The sequence below is a fragment of the Brachybacterium sp. J144 genome (assembly GCF_036321705.1).
Taxonomy (GTDB): Bacteria; Actinomycetota; Actinomycetes; order Actinomycetales; family Dermabacteraceae; genus Brachybacterium.
Genome location: NZ_JAZDCG010000001.1, coordinates 388,309 through 408,962, shown reverse-complemented (window position 1 = coordinate 408,962; position 20,654 = coordinate 388,309). Strand labels below are relative to the sequence as shown.

Genomic DNA, 20,654 nt, shown 5'->3' with positions numbered 1-20,654 from the left:
TCCCTTCCCTTCTGTGCTGCGTTCGCTCATCACGTTCCTCATTCCCTCAGCCCTCGTCCAGGCAGACTTCGACCCAGCCGCTCGCGCCGCCGGCGTCGTTGACCGTCTGCACCTCGAGGCACGGTGCGGTCAGACCCGGAGGCACCTCCACGACGGTCGAGGTGCGGCCGTAGACCGGGTTCGGTGTGGCGAAGCGCTCGTAGTTGGACTCCAAGTCCTTCCACCTCACTTGGAAGTAGTCCTCCTCGGTCAGGTTCGCCGGGGCCGACCATTGCACGCGCGCTCGGGCGGTGACCCCGCCCGGTTCCTCCGGGGCGACGAGGGCGATCGAGACGTCGCCCGGCATCCCCGGGGGCTCCCTGGTGGTCTGGGCGACGTTGATGTCCGTGGTGGCGAGCGGGTCCTCGGGCTCGTGGGTGAGGTAGCGGACGCCGAGGGTGGTGCCCACGCCGAAGACGATCACGAGGACCGCGGCCAGGGTCACGAAGGGCCAGACCGGGGTCGAGGGCTTCTCCTCCTCGGTCTCGGCGGGAGCGGCGTAGGGGGTCGCCTCGCGCGGCGGGTTCAGCCGGGATCCGGCCGGCCGCAGCATGGTGGACTCGTCCGCCTCGGCGGCGGAGTGGGTCGAGGCCGACGACGACGAAGACGTCGGGCTGCCGAGCGCGGGGGCGACGCCCGCGAAGCGGTCCATCGGCCGACGTGAGGCGTTCACCGAATCGGGGTCGACAGTCGCGACCTTCCGGATGCGGGTGTGCGCGTCGAGCTCGTCGTCCTCCCCGGAGGTCGCCGGGCCGGTGCCGCGGTCGTCGAGCACGTCCATCTGCGTGACCGGCAGCGAGAGCGCGAGCTCGACCTGCTGCAGCGCGCGTCCGAGCGCCAGGGCCGTGTCGTAGCGCCCCGCGGGGTCCTTCGCCATCGCGACGGACAGCACCCGGTTGAGCTCGGGCGGGATGTCGGGGCGGGTCAGGGGCGGGAGCGGCTCCGTGGAGATGCGGTGGATCAGGTCCGAGGCGCCGTTGCGCTGGCCGCGACGCTCGAAGGGCGTCTGGGAGGCCAGCAGCGAGTAGACCGTCGCGGCGAGGGAGAACACGTCGCTGCGCACGTCGGCCCGCGGCGGATCGGCGAAGAACTCGGGGGGCGACCACGGGATCGACATGCCCTGGGAGTCCTCGACGTCCTGTCCCTGACCGGTCGCGATGGAGATGCCGAAGTCGGTGAGCGCAGGCCGGTTGTAGTCCGTGACCAGGATGTTCGCGGGCTTGATGTCGCGATGCAGGATCCCGGCGCGGTGGGCGGTCTCGACCGCGCCCGCGATCTGCACGCCCACGCGCAGCGCCTCGGCGACGGAGATCCGCTCCTTGCGGAAGCGCTGGCCGTAGTTGGGGCGCGGGCAGTACTCCATGACGATGTAGGGCCGGTGGTCGTCGGAGACCTCCGCCTGGTGGATCGTCACGATCGACGGGTGGGTCGACATCTGGGCCATGACGTTGGCCTCGGCGTCGAACTGGCGGCGCACGCTCTCGTCGAGGACGTTCGAGAGGAGCACCTTGATCGCCACGCGGCGCTGGGGCCGGAACTGGCGGTACAGGAAGACGTCGGCGAAGCCGCCGGAGCCGAGCGGCTTCTCGTACTCGTAGCCCGGCAGGCGGGGCGGGGCCGAGGGCGGTCTGGTGCTCATGGCCTCTCCCTCATGTACAGGTGGACGTCGTCGCCGAGGTCCAGGTCGTCGCCGTCGCGGAGGACCACGCCCTCCCGAGGGCGCAGCCGCAGCGGGTCGGTGCCCTCCCGATGCAGCGTGGTGCCGTTGGTGGTGCCGAGGTCGAGGGCCACCACATGCCACCCCTCGAGCCGCAGCTCGAGGTGGGAACGGGAGATGTCCTGCTGCGGGCTCGGCACCGTGATCAGCTGCGGCATCTCCTGGGCGCTGACGCGCGAGGCGCGGGGCCGACGACCGATGATCGCCGTGCGGTCGAGGACGAAGCGTTCCCCGGTGGAGATGTCGACGACGCCGAGCGGCGGGCGGGCGACGGTCTGCGTGGGGCCCTGGAGCGGTCCCCGGCACAGCCGGCAGGTGGACAGGTCCGGCGGGTTCGGGTGCCCGTTCGGGCAGAGCAGGGCGGGCAGCAGCACGCCCTGCTGCGGGGCTCCTCCCGGACCGCCGGGCCCGGGGGCCGCGGCGGCGAGGGACGGTCCGGCGGGCTGGGTCGGACGCGCGGGGCCGGCGCCGGGGGCTGCGGGGTGCGGTGCCCCGGCCTGGCGCGGACCCCCCGGGCCGCCGGGCAGGCCGCCCGCGGGAGGAGCACCGTGTGCGGGCGCCGGACCGTGGGCGGAGGGCGCACCGTAGGGGCCCGGGGCGTTGTGCTGGCCAGGCGTGCCGTGCTGTGCCGGGTGGCCGTACGGGGCGGGGGTGCCGTGCTGTGCCGGGGGGCCGGTGGGGCTGCCGTAGGGCGCCGGGCTGCCGTACGGGGCCGGATAGCCGACCTGCTGCCCGGCCGCGACGGGGTTCACCGGGGCAGCCGGATAGCCCTGCTGCCCCTCGGGGCGGCCGGGGTACCCGAGCTGCTGGCCGTGGTAGCCCTGGGGGGCGGGCTGGCCGTACCCGGGTTGCTGCGGGGTCGGCTGCTGCTGCGGACCCGGCTGCTGGGGAGCGGGGCCGGGCGCTCCCGGGTGCATCCCCTGCGCCTGGGGGTCGCGGGGCGTGTAGTACGGCGAAGGTCCCGGGGCGTAGGACAGCGACGGAGCCGACGCAGGGGCGCTGCGCGGAGCGGGTGGCCGCTCGGCGAGGTGGACCTGCGGATAGGCGGGGTCGACCCGCGGCGGCGCGGCCGCCCGACGAGCGGCGGCCTGGGCGATCTCGGGGGCGGTGCGGCCGACGCCGGGGACCCAGTCGATGAAATCCCCGACGCTCTCGGGCTCGGGGGCCGCCGGCGCGACGGGGCTCGGCGCCGCCTCGACCGGCGGGGCCTCGGCCTGGGTGACCTCGGCGACCTGCGATTCCTCCGTAGAGGCGGGCGCGTCCTCGTCGTGCTCGTCCTCCTCGGCGCGGCGCACGGCGGCGTCCTCGACGCGGCGGAAGACGGTCTTGCCGAACAGGTCGTCGTACGCCCCGGTGTTCTCGACGTCGGGCGCGGCCGGCGGGGCGAGGGACGCTGGCGCGGCGGGGGCGGCCATCGCCGGTGCGGGAGCGGCCGGGCGGGGCCGGGGAGTCGGCGCGGCCGCCTGCTCGTCCTCGTCGTCGATCGGTGCGACCAGGGTGACCGGCGAGCTGCTCTCGTCCTCGTCGGGAGGCTCCGGGGTGGGGACCGACTCGGGGCGCGGCGCCGCGGGGGGCACGGCGGGCGCCGCGGGGGTGGCGGGGGTGGCAGCAACCGGCGCGGCGGCGGGCTCCGGCGCGGGGGCAGGAACCTGCTCCGGCTCCGGGGTAGGAGCGGTCTCCGGTGCGGGGGCGGCAGCAGACGGCGCCGGGTCGGGCTCCGGGGCGGGGGCGGGCTGCGGCGCGGGCTCGGGTTCCGGAACGGTAGCGGGAACTGGCTCGGCCTCGGGGGCCGGAGCAGGCTCGGCCTCGGGGGCCGGCGCGGGTGCTGGCTCCGGGGCAGCCGCGGGCTGAGCGGTGGGCGTCGTCGGCGCCTCGGCCCGGGGGATTTCCGCGGCAGGCCGGGCACGGTCGAACAGGGAGGTGCGCACGAGACGTCGCCGCGGGGCGCCGGTCGACGACCCTGCAGACGGAGCGGCGGCAGGGGGGACGGCGTCGGCCGATGCCTCCGAGGCGGCGGGTGTCGCCGTGTCGACCACCGGCTCGGGGGCCGGGGACGGGGCGGGGGCCGCAGCCGCGGGCGTCGGCGTGTCAGCAGCCGGAGCCGCGGTCGCCGGAGCGGGAGCCGGTGCGGGAGCCGCCGCGGCGGGAGCCGGAGCAGGGGCCGCCGGAGCGGCGGCGGACGCCGCGGGGTCATCGGCGGCCGGGGCCGGTGCCGCCGGAGCGGCAGGCTTCGCGCCGCCGAAGAGGTCGTCGAACATGTTCGGGCCCGAGGGTTCCGGAGCGGGCTCGGAGCGGCGCGCGGACGAGGACGAGCGCGCCCCGCGCTGCAGGCTCGGCGGCATCTCCCCCGGCTTGCGCGTGGCGAGCGTCGGCTTCTTGATCTCGCTCGCCGGCCTCGGAGCGGGCTTCTCCGCCCGGCGCTTCTTCGCCGCGTCGTCCTCGATGTGGCGGGTGTCCGCCTCCACCTGCTCGGCGAGCGCGGCGCGATCCGCCTCCTCGAGGGTCGCAGGGTCGACCGTTACGTGCACGAAGCCGCGCACGCGCACGATGCCGGCGACGATGCGGGGCGAGCCGACGGGCTCCTCCGCCGGCAGGTCACCGAAGGACGTGCGGCGAACCTCCTCGATGGTGCGCAGCAGGAACGGCTCGTCCTCCGTCCCCGAGATCTGCTCGGAGCCGCTCGGGGTGTACACCTGCAGCGGCGTTTTCCCCTTGATCCCGTAGGTCACGGTCGTGCCGTCGACCAGCGCAAAGAGGATGGCGGGGATCTTGTCGGCGCTCTCGAGGCCCGCCTCGGCGACCAGACGGTCCAGGAACTCCTCCCCCGTCGGCCCCTCACCGAGGATCGTCCAGGCCGCCTCGGCGACCTCCTTGCGCAGTCCCGGGACGAGCACCACCCAGCCGGCTTCCCGGACGACCAGGGTCGCCGGCCCCTGCTGGGTGAAGGTGCCGATCCCGAGGAGAGGGGCGGGGCCGGACGCAGCCGCCTCCTCGCTCATGACCGTCCGCTCCCGACCGGAGGCAGCCCGCGCGGCAGCGTGTCCTCGTCCACCTCATCGTTCGCGGAGTCGCCGCTCGCGACGCTGCCGGCGGTGTCCTCGCTGGCCAGGTCGAGGCCAAGCACCTCGACCGCCTCGACGATCACCACGGTGACGTTGTCGTGGCCACCGCCGTCGAGGGCGAGCTGGACGAGGTCCTGGCAGATCGTGCGCACATCGTTCGGGCCACGCAGCAGGCGCTCGATCGCCTGATCGGACACCTCGCCGGTCAGACCGTCCGAGCAGATCAGCATGCGATCGCCGACCTCGGCCGGGATCAGCCAGTAGTCGGGATCGGAGTCGGGCCCGGCGCCGAGGGCGCGGGTGACCATGTGCCGGTACGGGTGGACGCGGGCCTCCTCGGGCGTCAGGTCTCCGCGGTCCATCAGCTCTTGGACGACCGAATGGTCGACGCTGACCTGCTCGAAGATCTCCCCCGACAGCCGGTACACGCGCGAGTCGCCCAGGTTCATCACGACCCAGTAGCCGATGCCGTCCAGCACCATCGTGGCGACCACGGCGACGGTGGTGCCCGCGCCGACGGTCGCCTCGCCCGTCAGCTCGCCGATCCTGTCGGCCGCGCTGCGGAGCGCCTCGCCGAGCTGCTCGACGGACACGTTCTGCTGGATCGTGAGCTTCTCGAACTCCTCGACGGCGATCGCGCTCGCGACCTCGCCCGCGTTGTGGCCGCCCATCCCGTCGGCGACAAGATAGATCGGCGTCGTCTCGAGGAAGCTGTCCTCGTTGGTCGCGCGGACGTGGCCGACATGCGTCGCCGAGGCGGAGACGACGCGGACGGTGCCGGGGGTATCGGGGTCCGACAGGGAGCGGTCGGTCACTGCTCCCGCTCCACGGACAGGGTCCGGTCCCCGAGGGCGACCTGCGCTCCGGCGGGAAGCACGGTCGGGCTGTGCGGGACGAGGCCCTCACGGGAACCGTCCTCACGGACAATCGCGGATCCGTTGGTGGAGCCGAGATCGGTCACCGTGGTCTCGTCACCGGTCCCGTCGACGAGCAGGTGGGTCTTGGAGACCGACCGGGTGTCATCCTGGAGCACGAAGAGCAGCTCCCCGGCAGGAGCCGTGGGGTTGCGGCCGATGACCACGGCGCGCTCCACGACGCGCTCGGTCCCGGCGTCGGTGACCAGCCGGAGGGTGCGCTTCGGGGGCAGCTTCACCGGCGAGATGCGGGTCGCCTCGAGGTCCCCCAGCGAGTCGTCCTCGGGCACGGACATGCGCGTCGCCTCATCGACCTCGTCGGAGCCGCCGTCCCAGGCGCTCCCGGTCAGCTCGTGCGGCGCATCCTGTGCGGGCGCGGGGGGCTGCGCGGCGGGGGCCGACGGCGCGGGCGCTCCCCAGGCTCCAGCGGGAGAGGGCGCGGCGGACTCGGCCGGACGATCCCACGGCTGGGCGCCCGGGGCGGACTGCGGCTCCCCCGCGGGCGCCGGAGCGCCCTGCTCGGGAGCGACCTCGGCCGAGGGCTGCGAGGGCGCGTCCCAGCTCTGCGCGGCGGGCTCGGCCGGAGCGGGCGGCCCCCACTGCTGCTCGGGGGCGGGCTGCGGCGCCGGCGCGGGCTCGGGCGCACTGCCCCAACCGGTCTGCTGCGGGGCCGGAGCCTGCGACGCCGAACCCTGGTCCCAGCCGGACTGCTGCGGGTCCGGTGCGTGCGGCGCCGGGGTCTGGCCCCAGCCTGCCTGCTGCGCCGGTGCCTGCGGGGCCGGGGTCTGGTCCCAGCCGGTCTGCGCGGCGGGCTCGACGGGCGGCGGAGCCCAGGAGCCGGAGTCCTGCGCCGGGGCGGACGGAGCCGGGGCGCCCCAGCCGTCCTGTGCAGGTGCGTCGGTCGCCGAGGAGGCCGACGGGGGTGCGTACGGGGACGGGGCGGGCTGGGGGTCCCAGCCGCCGGTCTGCGGGGCCGCGCCCGCCGAGGCGTCCTGCTGGGCGGGGGCGCCGCCCTGCCAGGCGGAGCCCGGCTCGGAGAGCAGGTTCTGGTGAGCGGAGACGGCGACGGACGGTGCCCCGAGGTACTGCTCAGCCGGAGCGCGCTCGAAGCCGTCCGCCCGCGCGGTCAGGGGGTTGCGGCCGGACTTGACGTCCACCACCACCGAGCCGACGACCCGATCATGGAAACCGCGCAGCCGCTTCTGCGCGTCGAGGAGAATCGACAGGGCCATGACCGGCGAGATCACGCCGTACACGACCCAGCGCCCGAGGGCGCGCACGAATCCGAGCGGACCGCCCGTGCTCTCCCGCACGATCCGCAGCCCCATCACGAGCTTGCCGACGGTGAAGCCCTTGGATCCCGTCAGCCACACCATCACCAGCGCATAGGCGACCGGCAGCGCGGCGCCCACGCCCATCAGGATCTGGGCGAGCAGCGAGGCCGACTCCTGGGTCAGCAGGAGGATCACGCCGACCGTCATCGGCACGGTCACGAGACCGGCGACGACACCGTCGATCACCGCTGCGAGCAGGCGCTTCACCGCGGTGCTCGGCGCGCAGCCGTCCAACGGGGGTTCGAAGGCCGGACCCTGGGAGGCGGGAGCGCCCTGGGAGGGGGCGGGAGCGGCCGATCCGGGCCCGCTGGGCGAGCCGAAGGAGGCGGATCCGGTGGTCGGGTTCTGCGGTGGCTGAGTGACCATTGCTCGATCGTACTGGCCCGGGGGGCGGAGCGTCGTCGCGCCCGGCTCCTTGGGGGCGAGTTCCTCCCGCGAGATCAGCTCGATGCCGTCACCCCCGTCGCTCTCGGTCTCCTGCGGGCCGAGGTCACGGGCACGGGCGCGAGGCGCCGCCGACCAGGCGCCCGGGGCGTCGGTCGCCCGGCGCTCGTAGGGCGAGGCCTGGTAGCGGGCTCCGCATTCCCCGCAGACGGCCGCGTTCTCGGGCAGGAGCGTCCCGCAGGTGCTGCAGTAGCGCGTGGTGGTCATCAGGGGTTTCCCTTCCTGGATCGCGTCGCGGTACGCGGGGAGGCGCCCCGCAGCGAGGAGCGGCGCTGCCGCAGGGATGCGGCGCGTCGGTCGGCCTTGGCACGCGCCCGACGGTTCGCGCGGTCGAGCCGGCGCTGGGCGCGCCGCTCCGCCGCTCGACGGCGGAAGGAACGCAGCGAGAGCGCCCCGCGCAGTCGGCGGTGCCAGGGCACGGACGCGGCGAGGCCGCGCCGCGCCTGCTGCACCTGCGCCCAGTACTCGTCGGCGGCCTGCACGGGGAGGTCGTCGGGGCCGAACACGGCCCGGTCCGCGCGGCTCGCCAGTTGCGTCGCCCCCAGTGCGGGCACCTCGCCGTCGAGGCGAGCAGCGATCTCCACGCGGGTGCTCAGCCGGTCGGGGGCCCGCCCCAGATCGGTGAGCTGGTCGAGGATCTCCTGCCACCCGCCGTCGACGCGGGTCGCGAGATCGCCGCGGGTGCGCCGTCGGCCGCGGCGCACGGACTTCGCGACCACGATCGCGAGCGCGGCCAGCAGGGCGAGCACGATCGGGATCGCCCCGATCCCGAGGTACACGACCCACGAGCGGGTCGGCTCGTCCGGAGGGTCCTCGGTCTCGGACTCCTCGCTCATCGCGCCGGGCGGAGGGCTCGGCGGCTCGGCCGGCGGCGGCGGAGGCTGCGCGACCTGCGGGAGCGGCTTCTCCACCTCCTTGGGCTCGGGCTGCGTCGGATCCTGGTCCTCGTCGGGCGCCGGATCGAAGCGCACCCAGCCGACGCCGTCGAAGGCCACCTCGACCCAGGCGGTGACGTTGTCCCCGGTGATCGAGACCGTGCCCTCCTGGCCCTCGGGCACCTCGAAGCCCATCACCACCCGCGCCGGCATGTCGAGGGAGCGCGCCATGACCGCCAGGAGCGCCGCGTACTGCTCCTCGTCGCCGATCTTGCCGGTCGGCTGGGCGTCGGGCTGCTCCTTGTCGAAGCCGATCGGGTCCATCATCGCCAGCAGACGGCTCACCCCGTGGCCCGAGAGCGAGGCGGTGTCCTCTGCGAGCCCGTTGGAGTAGAACGCCTCGTACTTCAGCGCGCGGGAGAGGTTCGCGAAGCGCTCGTAGTCGGAGTCCGAGTCGCCCGCCCATTCCTCCGCGACGACGGCGAGCTGGTCGACCCGCGAGTTCTCGGGCATGGCGATGTCGGCGAACCTCGCGCTCTCGAGCTGCTCGGCGGCGGGCTCGGTGTACGGGTCGTAGAGGAACTCGTAGACGTCCCCCTCGGCGACCCCCGCGGCGTTCACGGCGGTCTGCGACTTCTCGTTGAGGAACAGGTTCTCGGCGGTGACCCCCGCCCGCTCCTGCGGGAGCGAGGAGAGGTCGATGCGGTCGGTCCGCTCCCCCAGGGTCGGCAGCCACACGCCGCGGTAGTCGCCGATCGTGACGGTCGCGGTGCGCTGCTGCTCGCCGGGCTCATGGAGGTCCACCCCGGAGGCGGTGCGCATGAACGCGCCGGAGGTGCTGGTGCGGTCGCGGTTCCCCGCGACGTTGTACACGTGGAGGTCGTACTGGTCCATGGTCGCCAGGCGCACGTAGTCGCCCGCCTCGACCCCGGTCACCGTGAACAGGACCGCGTCACGCTGGTCCTTGCGGTACCCGCGGAACTCGGAGAGCGGCGAGACGTACAGGTCCGGGTCGAAGGGCGGGGAGATCCGGTCGCGCAGGGCGAACCGCCCCGCGCCCTCCGGCGGGTCCAGCAGCGAGCTCGCGCCGAAGGCCGCTCCGACGGCGATCGCCATGATCACGCCGCCGCCGATGAGGCGCCGGCGCAGCACCGGGTTCTTCCAGGAGCCGGGCCGCACCGAGTCGGAGATGATCGTGGACTGGGCGTTGTCCAGTCGCGCGCTCTCGAAGCGCCAGGTCAGCCAGGCCACCGACACCACGGCGAAGAGGACGCCGCGGACCACGGGCTGGACGGCGTCGGTCGTGCCGAAGACGATCGTCACCATCAGCAGCGCGAGCGGGAACAGCCACGCGATCACGTAGCGCCTCGTGCGCAGGACGATGGTCGCCGAGGCCAGGGACAGCAGCAGGACGCTGAGCCACACCACCACCAGCACGCCCTGGGCGCTGCCGACCGGCGGCGCGACCGTCAGGGCGGACTTCCAGGTCGTCACCGGCGCCTTGAGCAGCTCCCAGAGGGGGCCCGGCGTCGGCAGGATCCCCCACAGCGCCCGCGTGGGCGCGGCGAGCATCGGGCCGAGCAGGAAGTAGACGCCCAGCACGATCGGCAGGGTGCGCAGCGGACCCCAGCGCAGATGCGCGGTGAGCAGGGCGATGAGCATGCCGAGCACGAGGGCCATGACGCCCGTGATCGCGAACTGCACGCCGCCGTAGGCGGTCTGGAAGCCGACCAGGGCGAGGACGAACAGCAGTCCGAGGACGCCGAGGTCCGTCGCCCGGCGGCCGACGGAGGGCGGCGGCGCGGCGGCGGCGCGGCGGCGGGAGGTCGCGGCGGTCATCGGCCCACCGACCTCAGGGCGCGGGCGAGGGTCTCGAGGTCGCCCAGGGTGACCACGTCGAGGGAGCCGATCGCGGAGCGTCGCACCTCCGCGTCGTCCACGCAGCGGATCGCCACGGCCATCACTCCGATCGGAAGCTGGTTGGCGGCGGCGTTCAGCTCGCGCGCCGTGGTGTGGGAGCCGACGATCATCATCACCGCCGAGGCGTTCGGGGCGAGATCCGCGGCCTTCTGCCCGAGCTCGTGGAAGCCGATCTGCTCGGAGAGCTGCTCGACCACCGTGTAGTCGTCCATCAGCTGGCGCGGGGAGCCGGTGCGCTGCCGCTCGTCGAAGGTGAAGGGCGTCAGCTCCTTCTCCTCGCGCATGGTCTGCGCCGAGATCGAGGCGGCCGCGGAGACCGCCAGCTCGAACTCGTCCTCGCTCGCGTAGTGCTCCGCGAGGTTGTCCAGGGCGACCACCACGTGGGAGCGGCGGGTCTCCTCGAACTGGCGGACCATGAGCTTGCCGGTGCGGGCGGTGGTCCGCCAGTGCACATGCCGGCGGTCATCGCCCGGCGAGTAGTCGCGCAGGGCGTGGAAGGCGATGTCGGAGCTGGAGAGGTCCGAGGAGGGGGTGCCCTCGAGATCGCGGAGGAAGCCGCTCGCGGCCTCGTCGAGGCGCACGGTCCGGGGGTGGACGTACAGCTCCTGCTCCTTCGCCCAGGTGACCTGGCGGCGCATGAGCGAGAGCGGGTCGTCGCGCACCGAGCGCACCGGTCCCACGACGAGCACGGCACGTCGCTTGGTGGGGACGGCGAAGAGCTCCTCGTGGGTCGCCTCGGGCTTGAGGCGCGGCACCATGAACTGGGCGGTGGCCGATCCGACGGCGAGCTCGATCCGGGAGGGCAGGATGTCCCGCGTCGACGGGTTCGCGACCTCCACGCGGCCGACGGCCCGGGTCCCGACTACCACCCGGTGGGTCTGCAGGTCCAGCACCACCCTGTAGTTCGCGCGGCCGAGTACGAAGAGCGCCGCGATCACCAGCGGCACCGTGAGGACCAGGGCGATCACGTTGAGCTCGGTGACGTGCAGCCACAGTCCCGCGATCCAGCAGAAGGCGGCCGCGCCCAGGACCGCCCACCCGATGGGCGAGATGACGTCGAGCACGGGATGCACCCGGGAGCTCCACAGCTCGCCGATCCGGTCGCGGAGCGCCCGCAGGCCCGTCGGCGCGGGCTGCTCGGCTCCGGGAGCGGTGGCCTCCACCGGGTCGCCGGTGCGGGCGGCCGTCCTCTCCCGGCGGCGCTGCCGACGGGCGGCGGCCCGCTCCTCGGCCTTCGCCGTGCGGCGGCGTCGCTTCGCCTCCGCCTTGGCGCTCTTCGCGTCGGCGGTGTCGCTGGGGACGGTGCTCTGGCTCATGCGGACTGCTGGCGCGCCTGGGGAGGCGCCACCTCGCTGAGGATCTTGGTCATGACGGTCTGGGCGGTGGTGCCGGCGAACTCCGCCTCGGGGTCCAGCACGAAGCGGTGCAGCCACACGGGGCCGACGAGGTGCTTGACGTCGTCGGGGATGACGTAGTGGCGACCGTTGACCGCGGCCCACACCTTGACGGCGCGCATCAGCGCGAGCGCGCCGCGGATCGAGACGCCGACGCGCACCTCGGGCGCGAGGCGGGTCTCCTCCATGAGGCGCGAGACGTACTCGAGCACCGCCGGGTCCACGTGGACGGTCGAGGCGAGCTGGGTCATGTCGTTGACGGCCTGCAGGGAGATGCGCGGGGTCAGCTGCTGGGAGCGGTCGCGCAGGGCGGAGCCCTGCAGGATCTGCACGCTCGAGGCGTGATCCGGGTAGCCGAGCGAGGTCTTCATGAGGAAGCGGTCCAGCTGCGCCTCGGGGAGGCGGTAGGTGCCGGCCTGCTCGATCGGGTTCTGGGTCGCGATCACCATGAACGGGTTGCCGACCTCGTGGGTGACGCCGTCGACGGTCACCCGGCCCTCCTCCATCACCTCGAGCATCGCCGACTGGGTCTTCGGCGAGGCGCGGTTGATCTCGTCGGCCAGCACGATGTTCGCGAAGACCGGGCCCTTGTGGAACTCGAAGGACTTCGTGTTCTGGTCGTAGATGGTCACGCCGGTGACGTCCGAGGGGAGCAGGTCCGGGGTGAACTGGATGCGGGTGCTGGTGCCCTGCACGGTCGCCGCGATGGAGCGGGCGAGCGAGGTCTTGCCCGTGCCGGGGGCGTCCTCGAGGAGCACGTGGCCGGGGGCCATCATCGCGGTCAGCACGAGGCGGACCACCTCGTTCTTGCCGAGCACGGCCTGGCCGACGCTCTGGACGAGCTTGTCGAAGGTCTCGGCGAACCAGCGGGCCTGTTCGGGGGTCATGCTCATCGGGTGGTGCTCAGCTTTCGTGGGGAGGGACGTCAGAGGGGATCGAGGAGGCGGCGACGGACGATCGTCAGGCCTGATAGGGATGCGTGCCGACGGCCTTGCCGTCGAGGTAGACGGTGAAGCTCTTGTCGGGGTAGCCGTACAGGAAGTCGTAGCCGCCGTCGTAGTAGGTGCTCCAGGTGCCATCGGCCCGGGGCTTGACCGTGATGTTGTAGCCCCAGTCCGCACCGGAACCGCCTCCGCTGGGATTGGTGTAGAGGGTCATGTTGTAGGTCCTGTTCGGATCCAGATCCGAGACCTTGATGTTCACCTGACGGCAGTACTGCGAGGTGCACGCCGGGGACTTCGTCTTGTACGCACCCCAGACGACCGAGCTCTTCGGATCCGGCGGCACCCAGGTCTGCGCCTTCTGCGTGTGCTTCTTCGTGCCGCTGGTGAGGCCCTCGCCGTTGACGACCCGCGCCTCGATCGTCTTCGAGGAGCCGGAGGCGACGGTAAAGGTCTTCGAGTAGCTAGTCCCGGAGTCCTGCCACGTCTTGCCGCCGTCGACGCTGACCTGGAGGGTCTTCCCGCCCCCGCCGCCGTCCCCACCGTCGGCCGAGGCGGTCAGCTTGATCGTGCAGTCCTTCGCACCGGTGCACTTGCCGGCGCTGCCGCCGACGGTCGGGGCCGCGGGGTTCGTGTACGGGGTGACCGAGTTCGAGGCCTTCGACAGCTCGCTCTCGCCGCCCTCGAAGCGGTTCTTCGCCTGGACCTTGAAGGAGTAGGCGGTCCCGTTCTTGATCCCGTCGGCACCCGTCAGACGGACCGAGGTGCTCGAGGCGGCGACGGTCTTCGAGCCGCCGCTCCAGGTGACCACGTACTCCTCGATCGAGGTGCCGTTGCCGGCCGCCGCGTCCCACTCGACGTCGATCCGTCGGTCCGGTCCGGAGCCGGTGCCCTCGTCGGGCATCGAGGCGCGCACGCCGCCCGGGGTCGACGGGACGGCCCAGGGGGTGACCGCGTTGGAGGACTTCGAGGAGCCGACGCCGTTGCCCACCGAGTTCACGCCGATGTATGTGAAGGAGTGGTTCGAGTTCGCGTCCAGCCCGTAGAAGGTCGCCTTCGTGGAGCCCGCCGCGACGGTCTGCGAGGAGCCGGAGGACGCGGTGACCACGTACTGGGTGATCGGCTCGCCGTTCGCCTCGGCCGTGGTCATCTCCGGCCAGGTGACGGTGATGCCGCCGCCCTTGGGGTCGTTGATGCGCTCGGCGGTCGGGGTGCCGGAGGGCGCGGCGGGGCGGCCCGCCGGATGCTCCGCGCGCGACCAGTCGGACCAGTCCGAGGGCTCCTCGGCCAGGTTGTGCGCGCGGACCCGGAACCGGTAGTCGGTGCCGTTGGTGAGCTCGGCCCACGTGATCTGGGTCGATCCCGCCTCGACCTCACGGGTCTGCAGGTCGCCGGTCGCGGTGTTCTGCATCTGCAGCTCGTAGCGCTGGATCGCGGAGCCGCGGTTCTCCGGTGCGGCCCAGGCCACGCCGAGCTCCATGTCCCCGCGGGTCGAGCGGGGCGGGGCGGGCTTCTCGGGCCGGACGTCCGGGCGGGCGACCGCGGAGGCCGTGGAGGTGTCGGATTCCCCCACGTCGTTGATCGCGATGACCTGGAAGGAGTACTCGACGTCGTTCTGCAGCCCGGTGATGGTGCAGGAGGTCGAGGGGCAGTCCTGGGACACGGCCGGTCCGCTCGCCGAGGTGACCCGGTAGCCGGTGATCGGGGCGCTGTTGTCGGCGCCTGCGGTGAAGTTCAGCTCGACCTGCTGGTCGCTGACGTCGCCGATGCGCGGCGCCGAGGGGGGCTCGGGCCGGCCGCGCACGTTCACCGTGATCGTGCCGGTCGCCATCCGATCGGGGTCCTCGGTGTCGTCGAGCACCTTGTACTGGGCGGTGAGCACCCCGTGGAAATCCGCGTCGGGCGTGATCGTCACCTGGTTCCCGTCGAGCACCACCTCGCCGGTGCCGTTGACCCGGGTCGCCTCGGTGACGGTGCGCTCCCCGCCGGGGAACGGGTTGGAGTCGTTGCGGAGCACGTCGATCGTGTCGGTGTCGCCGGCGTCGATGTCCACCGTGTCATCGACCGCGGCGAGCAGCGGCTGCTTCGATCCGCCGACGACGACCTGCACCGTCGCGGACACCGGATCGTTGGTGCCGTCGGTGACGGTGACGGGGACGTCGACCGTCGTGCCCTTGGGCGCCTTCGACGTGGCCTTCGCGGTGACGACGGACCCCTCCATCGACACGGTCACCTCCGCCGTCGAGCCCTCCGGCTCCCCGAGGGCGTAGGAGAGCTCATCGCCCTCCGGATCGGAGGCCCCCGGCGCGACGTCGACCGTGGAGGCGGGACCGCCGAGCTCGACCTCGAGGAGCGTGCCCTGGAAGGTCGGCGGGAGGTTGGTCTCCTCGGCGATCACGCGGACCGGGATGGCCAGGGTCGCCGTCGCGGCGGTCGGATCGCCCAGCTCGCCGTCGGTCACCTCCACGGTGATCGTGTCATTGCCCGAGTAGCCCTCGGCCGATCGGTACTCGAGGGTGCGATCGCCCGTGACCAGCTGCGAGCCGTCACCGTGCTCCGCGACCACGAGGGAGGGGTCGGTGATGGTCGCGGGCCGCCCGCCGGGACGGACGCGGACGTTCGCGGGATCGCCCAGGTCGATCGTGGCGGTCGCACCGGCCTGCACCTCGATGGTCTCCCCGACCCACACGGGCGCCTGCTTCGCCGTGCCGGGAACCCAGATGTACCCGGCCGACTCGAGGCCGTCGACGTCGGTGATGACGTAGCGCAGCCGCTGCTGCTCCTCCGTCGGCGTGATCCGGACGATCCCGTCCTCGCGGAGGGTCGCGGTCTCCCCCGCCCCCTCCAGGCGGACCTCGAGGTCGCTCGCGGAGCCGTCGGGGTCGGAGTCGTTGGCGAGCACGTCGACGTCGACGAACTCCGCCTCGGGGTCGAGCACGTCGGCCGCCTCGACGAAGTCGTCGCGGGCGATGGGAGCGCGCAGCGGGGCGTTGGGATCGACCTTCACGGTGATCGTCGCCGAGCTGCTCAGCTGCCCGTCGCTCGCGCTGTACAGCACGGTGTGGGTGCCGGGCTCGGCAGGGGTGACGACGCTGACGGCACCCTCGTTGCGCTCCTCCTCGGCGGGGATCACCTCGATGTCCGTCATCGCCTCAACGTCCTCGCGGACCACCGCCAGCGGCGACCCCTCGGGGTCGGTGTCGTTGTCGAGCACCGGGATCTGCACCTCGCGCTCGGGGCGCACCTCCACGGTGTCATCCACGGCGTACGGCGGCTGGTTCAGCGCGTGCGGCTGGGCGACGCCGACGAGCACCTCCGCGGTGCCGATCGCGCCGAAGCGATCCATCACCTGGTACTGGAAGCGGTCCGTGCCGGAGGCGTCGGCATCCGGGGTGTACTCGATCCACTCGCCGTTGGCCTCGGTGATCTCCCCCAGCTGCGGCATCGGGCTGGTGATGCCGGTGAGCATGACCGAGTCGCCGTCCGGGTCGATGCCCGTGGTGGAGATGGGGATCCGCACGGGTGTCCCGGCGACCGTGCGCGCGGTGAGGTTCTCCGGTCGCGGCGGCGTGTTCGGGGCATCCGCGGGGATGATGTCGATGGTGGTGCGGGCGGATCCGGTGCGGCCGGTCTCGTCGACCACCTCGTAGGTCAGCACGACCTCGCCGGAGGCGTCGGCGTCGGCGCTGTAGCGGACGCGGTCCTGGTGCGGTTCGACATTGCCCTTCGCGTTGGCGGACTCGACGTCCAGCAGCCGGCCCAGATGCAGGTCCGAGGACGTCGGGGAGACGTCGTTGGCGAGCACGTCGATGTTCACCATGTCCCCGGCGCGGACCACGGCCCGGTCCGCGACGGCGATCGGGTTCGCGAACTGGGTGTCGGTCCGGGCGACCATGACACGGAGCGTGCCGGTCGTGCTCCCCGACGAGTTCGCCACCTCGTAGGTGATCGGCTGCGGCTCCTCGGCGACGACGGCGCCGGGCTCGGCCTCGACCTTCACGAGGTGGTGGCCGATGATCGTGGCCTTGAGCCCGCTGTCCTCCGGCACCGAGATCGAGTTGATCACGAGCACCCCGCCGGTGGGGTCCACATCGTTCTCGAGCGGGTCGACGAGCGTGTCCGCGCCCGTGGTCACGGTGCCCGTGTCGTCCACGGCGACGGGGGCGAGGTCCTCGCTCGAGGGCTCGACCACGTCCACGCGGATGATGCCCAGCGAGGCGGTGCTCGAGCCGGCGCCCGCGACGGTGTACTCGAGGTAGTAGGTGCCCGGGGCCGAGCCGGTGACGTTGACCGTGCCCGCCTCGAGGGCGGCGTCGACCTCGAGGCCGTCGGTCTCCGAGACGTTGGTCAGCTCGAGCTCGCCGCCGTTGGGGTTCAGGTCGTTGACGAGCGGCTTGATCGTCGTGGTGCGCCCGGCGACGACGCTCACGTGGTCGCCGGTGGTGATCGGCGCGAGGTCGGTGTCGGTGACCGCCTCGACCTCGATGTGCGCCTCGCCGACCATGCCCTTCTCGTCGCGGAAGGTGAGCTGGACCTGCTTGGTGCCCGTCGCGAGGCCCGCGTCGTTGAAGGTGATGAGGCCGTCGGGCTGGAAAGTGACGACGTCCTCGGGCTGGGTGGTCGCGTTGGTGAGGTAGAAGGCGTCCCCGTCGGGATCCTCCCAGTACGGGAGGATGTTGACGCTGACGTCCTGCCCGGAGCGCACCTGGACCTTGGTGATGCCGTCCGTGACGGGCTGCGGGGCGCTGTTCTCGGTCTCCTCGCGGACGTCGAGGGTGACGGTCGCGGTGTCGGTCCCGCCGCGGCCGTCGTCCACCAGATAGGTGAAGCTCGCGGAGCCGGTCGCGTCCTCGTTCACCGCGATCTGCAGCTGCGTCCCCCCGCGGATCGGCGTCACGGTCCCGATGCCCGGCTGCGCGCCCTCCACCCGTGCGGTGAGGATGTCGCCGTCCGGGTCGGTGTCGTTGCGGGTGACCGGGAGGACCACGTTCTTGCCCGGCCGCACCCCGATTTCGTCGTCGTTCGCCGTGGGGGCCCGGTTCTCCTCGTCCCGCTCGGCCGCGATGTTCGTGATGGTGGTGGTGAGGGTCTCCTTCTCCTTCTCCTCGGAGGAGGAGGTCTGGATCTCCTGGGTGATCTCCCAGTCGTCCACGATCGCCATCGCGTCCATGATCTCCCAGGACAGGCCGAAGCGCTGATCGTTGAGGATCACGAGCTCGTTGTTGACCCGGAGCGAGAGGTCCGCCTCGCTGTCGACCCCGGGGACGGTGTCCGCCGCCGCCTCATGGCCCTCGCAGGCGCGCACGTAGCGGTTCGACCCGTTCCACGCCCCGTAGGCGCAGCCCTTCGCCTGGGCGGGCGGCACGGGGGTGCCGGTGCCGCCGGCGGCCTCGACCCGCGCCTCGCCGCCGTCGAAGGGGATGGTGAAGAGCGAGTCCTCGGTCGCGAGCACGAAGTGGTCGGAGGCGGAGCTCGGCTGCTGCAACCGGATCGCCTCGGGCTCGTAGTTGGTGACGCCGTAGTCTGCGAGGCTGTAGCGGGCGACCTTCGTGCCGACGCGGAGGAGCCGGTTCTCCCGGTCGAGGATCACCGGCTGCTCGCCGACGACGGTCAGCTCGAGCTGCTCCTGCTTGCCGGAGAGGTTCCCGACCTCGATCGCCTTGGCGGCCTTGGCATCGCGGGTGTCGGTGGTGCGCTCGAAGCGCAGCAGCTTGGTCCCGTCGAGGACGAAGACGGTGCCCTCCGTGCTCACGGTGACCAGCGGGACGGAGCCCTCGGCCGTGTACGCGGGGTCGGCGCCGGAGGGCGAGAAGGCGGCGGCCTCCTCGGGAGAGAGGATCCAGACACGACCGTCGGCCGCGGTGATCGCCACGCGGTCGCCGCCGAGGGCCACGGTGCTGCCGAGCGGGAGCTCGACGAGTCCGCCGCGCTGCACGGACGCGGTGTTGATCGGCGTGAGGCCGCGGGCGCCGGTCTCGAAGACGATGTTCCCCGACTGCAGCAGATCCAGATCGTCGCCGCTCTGGTTGAGGCGCGCGTCCAGCTCGCCGGCGTCCACGTTGAGCCGGCCCATGCGAGCATCCTGCTCGCTCATCACCCAGACGCCGCCGTTGGAGACCTCGACCTCGGAGGAGGTCAGTCCCTGGTAGTTGATCGCGAAGCCCGTCAGGACGAGCGCGGCGACCGCCAGCACTGCGGTGGTGACGACAGTGGTGCGGCGGCGTCGGCGCTGCGGTCCCGCGGCGACGGACATAGAGGTACCCCCAGAGACATGATCGACATGCTGTCGTGGACCAGCAGTGACCCCCACTGCTCCCCTGCGAGGCGTCCCGGAGGCCGACTCTGCGTGCCACACGACGTCCACAGGGTACTCGTGAAGACCTGTCGACGCCACGCGGGACTGCTCACGTCGAGGAGCCGGGGCAGGTCAGCGTCGATTCACACGGTGACGACAGGAGCTCCGGACCGAGGACTCCGCGGAACCCGTCACACGGGCCCTCCGGGGCTGCTCAGCGGCTGCGGTCGACGAGGCTGCGGGTGAACTCCACGAGAGCGTCGCGCGCGGGACCGGCGGGGAGCTCGAGCAGGACCTCCACCGCCTCGTCCGCGGTGCGCTCCGCGAGGCGTCGCGTCTCCTCCAGCGCCGGATCCTGACGGAGCAGCTCGACGAGCTCCGAGAGCTCGTCATCGCTCGACAGGTCCGCGCCCAGTCGCTCGACGATCCTGCGGGCCGAGGGATCACCGGTCTCCGCGGCGCGACGGCGCACCAGGAGGGTCGGCATGGTGGGGACGCCCTCCCGAAGGTCGATCCCGGGGGTCTTGCCGCTCGTGGCGCTGTCGCTGGTGAGATCGAGGACGTCGTCCGCGAGCTGGAAGGCCACCCCGACCTTCTCGCCGTACCGGGCCATGATCTCGTCCGTGCCGGCCGGCGCTCCGGACAGGAGACAGCCCAGTCGACCCGCGAGGGCGAGCAGCGAGGCCGTCTTGTCGGCGAGCACCGAGATGTAGTGCGCGAACGGATCGTCCTCCGCTCGGGGGCCGACGGTCTCGTGCAGCTGGCCGAGGCACAGCCTCTCGAAGGTCTCGGAGTGCAGGCGCACCGCCTCGGGACCGATGCGTGCGCTCAGACCGCTCGCACGGGCGAAGAGAAAGTCACCGGTCAGGATGGCGACGTTGTTGCCCCACAGTGCGTGGGCGCTCTCCGCGCCACGACGGGTCGCGGCCGAGTCCATGACGTCGTCGTGGTAGAGGCTCGCCAGGTGGGTCAGCTCGACCAGGACCGCCGAGTCGAGGACCTCCTCGCGGCCGATGTCGCCGAACGAGGCGGCGAGCAGGACCAGCATGGGACGCACCCGCTTGCCACCGGCGTCCATCAGATGGCGCGCGGTCCATCGCACCATGTCGTCCGAGGTGGCCACGGAGTCGCGCAGGCGCTCCTCGATCGCCTCGAGCTGCTCGAGGATCCTCGAGGCGAGCTGGTCATCGATGTCGGGGATGACCGGCAGCGTGGACGGCATGACGCTCCTGGGTGGATGTGTGCGGGCGGGCTCGCTCCCTGCTCGGGAGCGCTGCCGCGACCGCGGGACGGAACGGCTCGGGTGCATGCTGGATGCGACCCGGCTACGACCGATCAGTCTACCGTCGCGGTCGCTCCCGCCGAGGGCTGAGGCCCCGAGGTCGCCGAGGACACATCGGGCGCTGCCCGAGCGCGGTGCAGGGCTCCGAGACCGCGGGCGAGCCGGCCTTCGGGGATGAATTCGGGGCATGAAAAAAGGGAGTGGGAGGAGCGAGACCCCGAAAGGCCTCAAGCTCACTCCCACTCCCACAAAGATGTCCGGCGGCGACCTACTCTCCCACACCCTCCCGAGTGCAGTACCATCGGCGCAATCGAGCTTAGCTTCCGGGTTCGGAATGGAACCGGGCGTTTCCTCGACGCTATGACCGCCGTAACACTATGAGACACAACCAGCCCACACACCACCACCCCACAGGGCAACAGTGGCAGGGATTGCTT

The 20,654-nt window shown here is 72.6% G+C and carries 9 protein-coding genes and 1 rRNA gene; all 10 read right to left on the bottom strand.

The window, feature by feature from the left end; genetic code table 11:
* Positions 1-46: 46 nt before the first annotated feature.
* The 10 genes from V1260_RS01770 to rrf all read right to left on the bottom strand — a co-directional run bounded on the left by V1260_RS01770 (position 47) and on the right by rrf (position 20,589).
* Positions 47-1,678, bottom strand: a complete 1,632-nt coding sequence (locus V1260_RS01770; RefSeq protein WP_329745075.1) for a serine/threonine-protein kinase — start codon at positions 1,676-1,678, stop codon at positions 47-49.
* Positions 1,675-4,755, bottom strand: coding sequence for an FHA domain-containing protein (locus tag V1260_RS01765; RefSeq protein ID WP_329745074.1), 3,081 nt, complete (start codon positions 4,753-4,755; stop codon positions 1,675-1,677). Before V1260_RS01765 ends, V1260_RS01770 begins: the two co-directional genes overlap by 4 nt.
* Positions 4,752-5,633, bottom strand: a complete 882-nt coding sequence (locus V1260_RS01760) for a PP2C family protein-serine/threonine phosphatase (RefSeq protein ID WP_329745073.1) — start codon at positions 5,631-5,633, stop codon at positions 4,752-4,754. Before V1260_RS01760 ends, V1260_RS01765 begins: the two co-directional genes overlap by 4 nt.
* Positions 5,630-7,717, bottom strand: a complete 2,088-nt coding sequence (locus V1260_RS01755) for an RDD family protein (protein WP_329745072.1) — start codon at positions 7,715-7,717, stop codon at positions 5,630-5,632. The genes V1260_RS01760 and V1260_RS01755 overlap by 4 nt, the downstream gene beginning before the upstream one ends.
* A complete protein-coding gene (locus V1260_RS01750) occupies positions 7,717-10,224 on the bottom strand; it encodes a transglutaminase-like domain-containing protein (protein WP_329745071.1) in 2,508 nt (835 codons plus the stop codon). The genes V1260_RS01755 and V1260_RS01750 overlap by 1 nt, the downstream gene beginning before the upstream one ends.
* Entirely contained in the window at positions 10,221-11,621 is a 1,401-nt protein-coding gene (locus V1260_RS01745; protein ID WP_329745070.1) for a DUF58 domain-containing protein, read from the bottom strand. The genes V1260_RS01750 and V1260_RS01745 overlap by 4 nt, the downstream gene beginning before the upstream one ends.
* Positions 11,618-12,592 carry an AAA family ATPase gene (locus V1260_RS01740; RefSeq protein ID WP_329745069.1) on the bottom strand — a complete coding sequence of 325 codons (975 nt, stop codon included), beginning with the start codon at positions 12,590-12,592 and terminating at the stop codon, positions 11,618-11,620. The genes V1260_RS01745 and V1260_RS01740 overlap by 4 nt, the downstream gene beginning before the upstream one ends.
* A gap of 67 nt (positions 12,593-12,659) precedes the next feature.
* Positions 12,660-18,893, bottom strand: coding sequence for an Ig-like domain-containing protein (locus tag V1260_RS01735; protein WP_329745068.1), 6,234 nt, complete (start codon positions 18,891-18,893; stop codon positions 12,660-12,662).
* 256 nt (positions 18,894-19,149) lie between these two features.
* On the bottom strand, positions 19,150-20,157 hold the full coding sequence (locus tag V1260_RS01730) for a polyprenyl synthetase family protein (protein WP_329745067.1): 1,008 nt from the start codon (positions 20,155-20,157) through the stop codon (positions 19,150-19,152).
* A 315-nt stretch (positions 20,158-20,472) separates the two neighbouring features.
* A 5S ribosomal RNA gene (gene rrf / locus V1260_RS01725) occupies positions 20,473-20,589 on the bottom strand.
* Positions 20,590-20,654: the final 65 nt, after the last annotated feature.

What these genes read in the sequence shown, in the direction of transcription:
- V1260_RS01765 (WP_329745074.1), bottom strand. Translation starts at nt 4,755, where the DNA reads ATGAGCGAGGAGGCGGCTGCGTCCGGCCCCGCCCCTCTCCTCGGGATC.
- V1260_RS01750 (WP_329745071.1), bottom strand. Translation starts at nt 10,224, where the DNA reads ATGACCGCCGCGACCTCCCGCCGCCGCGCCGCCGCCGCGCCGCCGCCC.
- V1260_RS01770 (WP_329745075.1), bottom strand. Translation starts at nt 1,678, where the DNA reads ATGAGCACCAGACCGCCCTCGGCCCCGCCCCGCCTGCCGGGCTACGAG.
- V1260_RS01735 (WP_329745068.1), bottom strand. Translation starts at nt 18,893, where the DNA reads ATGTCCGTCGCCGCGGGACCGCAGCGCCGACGCCGCCGCACCACTGTC.
- V1260_RS01745 (WP_329745070.1), bottom strand. Translation starts at nt 11,621, where the DNA reads ATGAGCCAGAGCACCGTCCCCAGCGACACCGCCGACGCGAAGAGCGCC.
- V1260_RS01755 (WP_329745072.1), bottom strand. Translation starts at nt 7,717, where the DNA reads ATGACCACCACGCGCTACTGCAGCACCTGCGGGACGCTCCTGCCCGAG.
- V1260_RS01740 (WP_329745069.1), bottom strand. Translation starts at nt 12,592, where the DNA reads ATGAGCATGACCCCCGAACAGGCCCGCTGGTTCGCCGAGACCTTCGAC.
- V1260_RS01730 (WP_329745067.1), bottom strand. Translation starts at nt 20,157, where the DNA reads ATGCCGTCCACGCTGCCGGTCATCCCCGACATCGATGACCAGCTCGCC.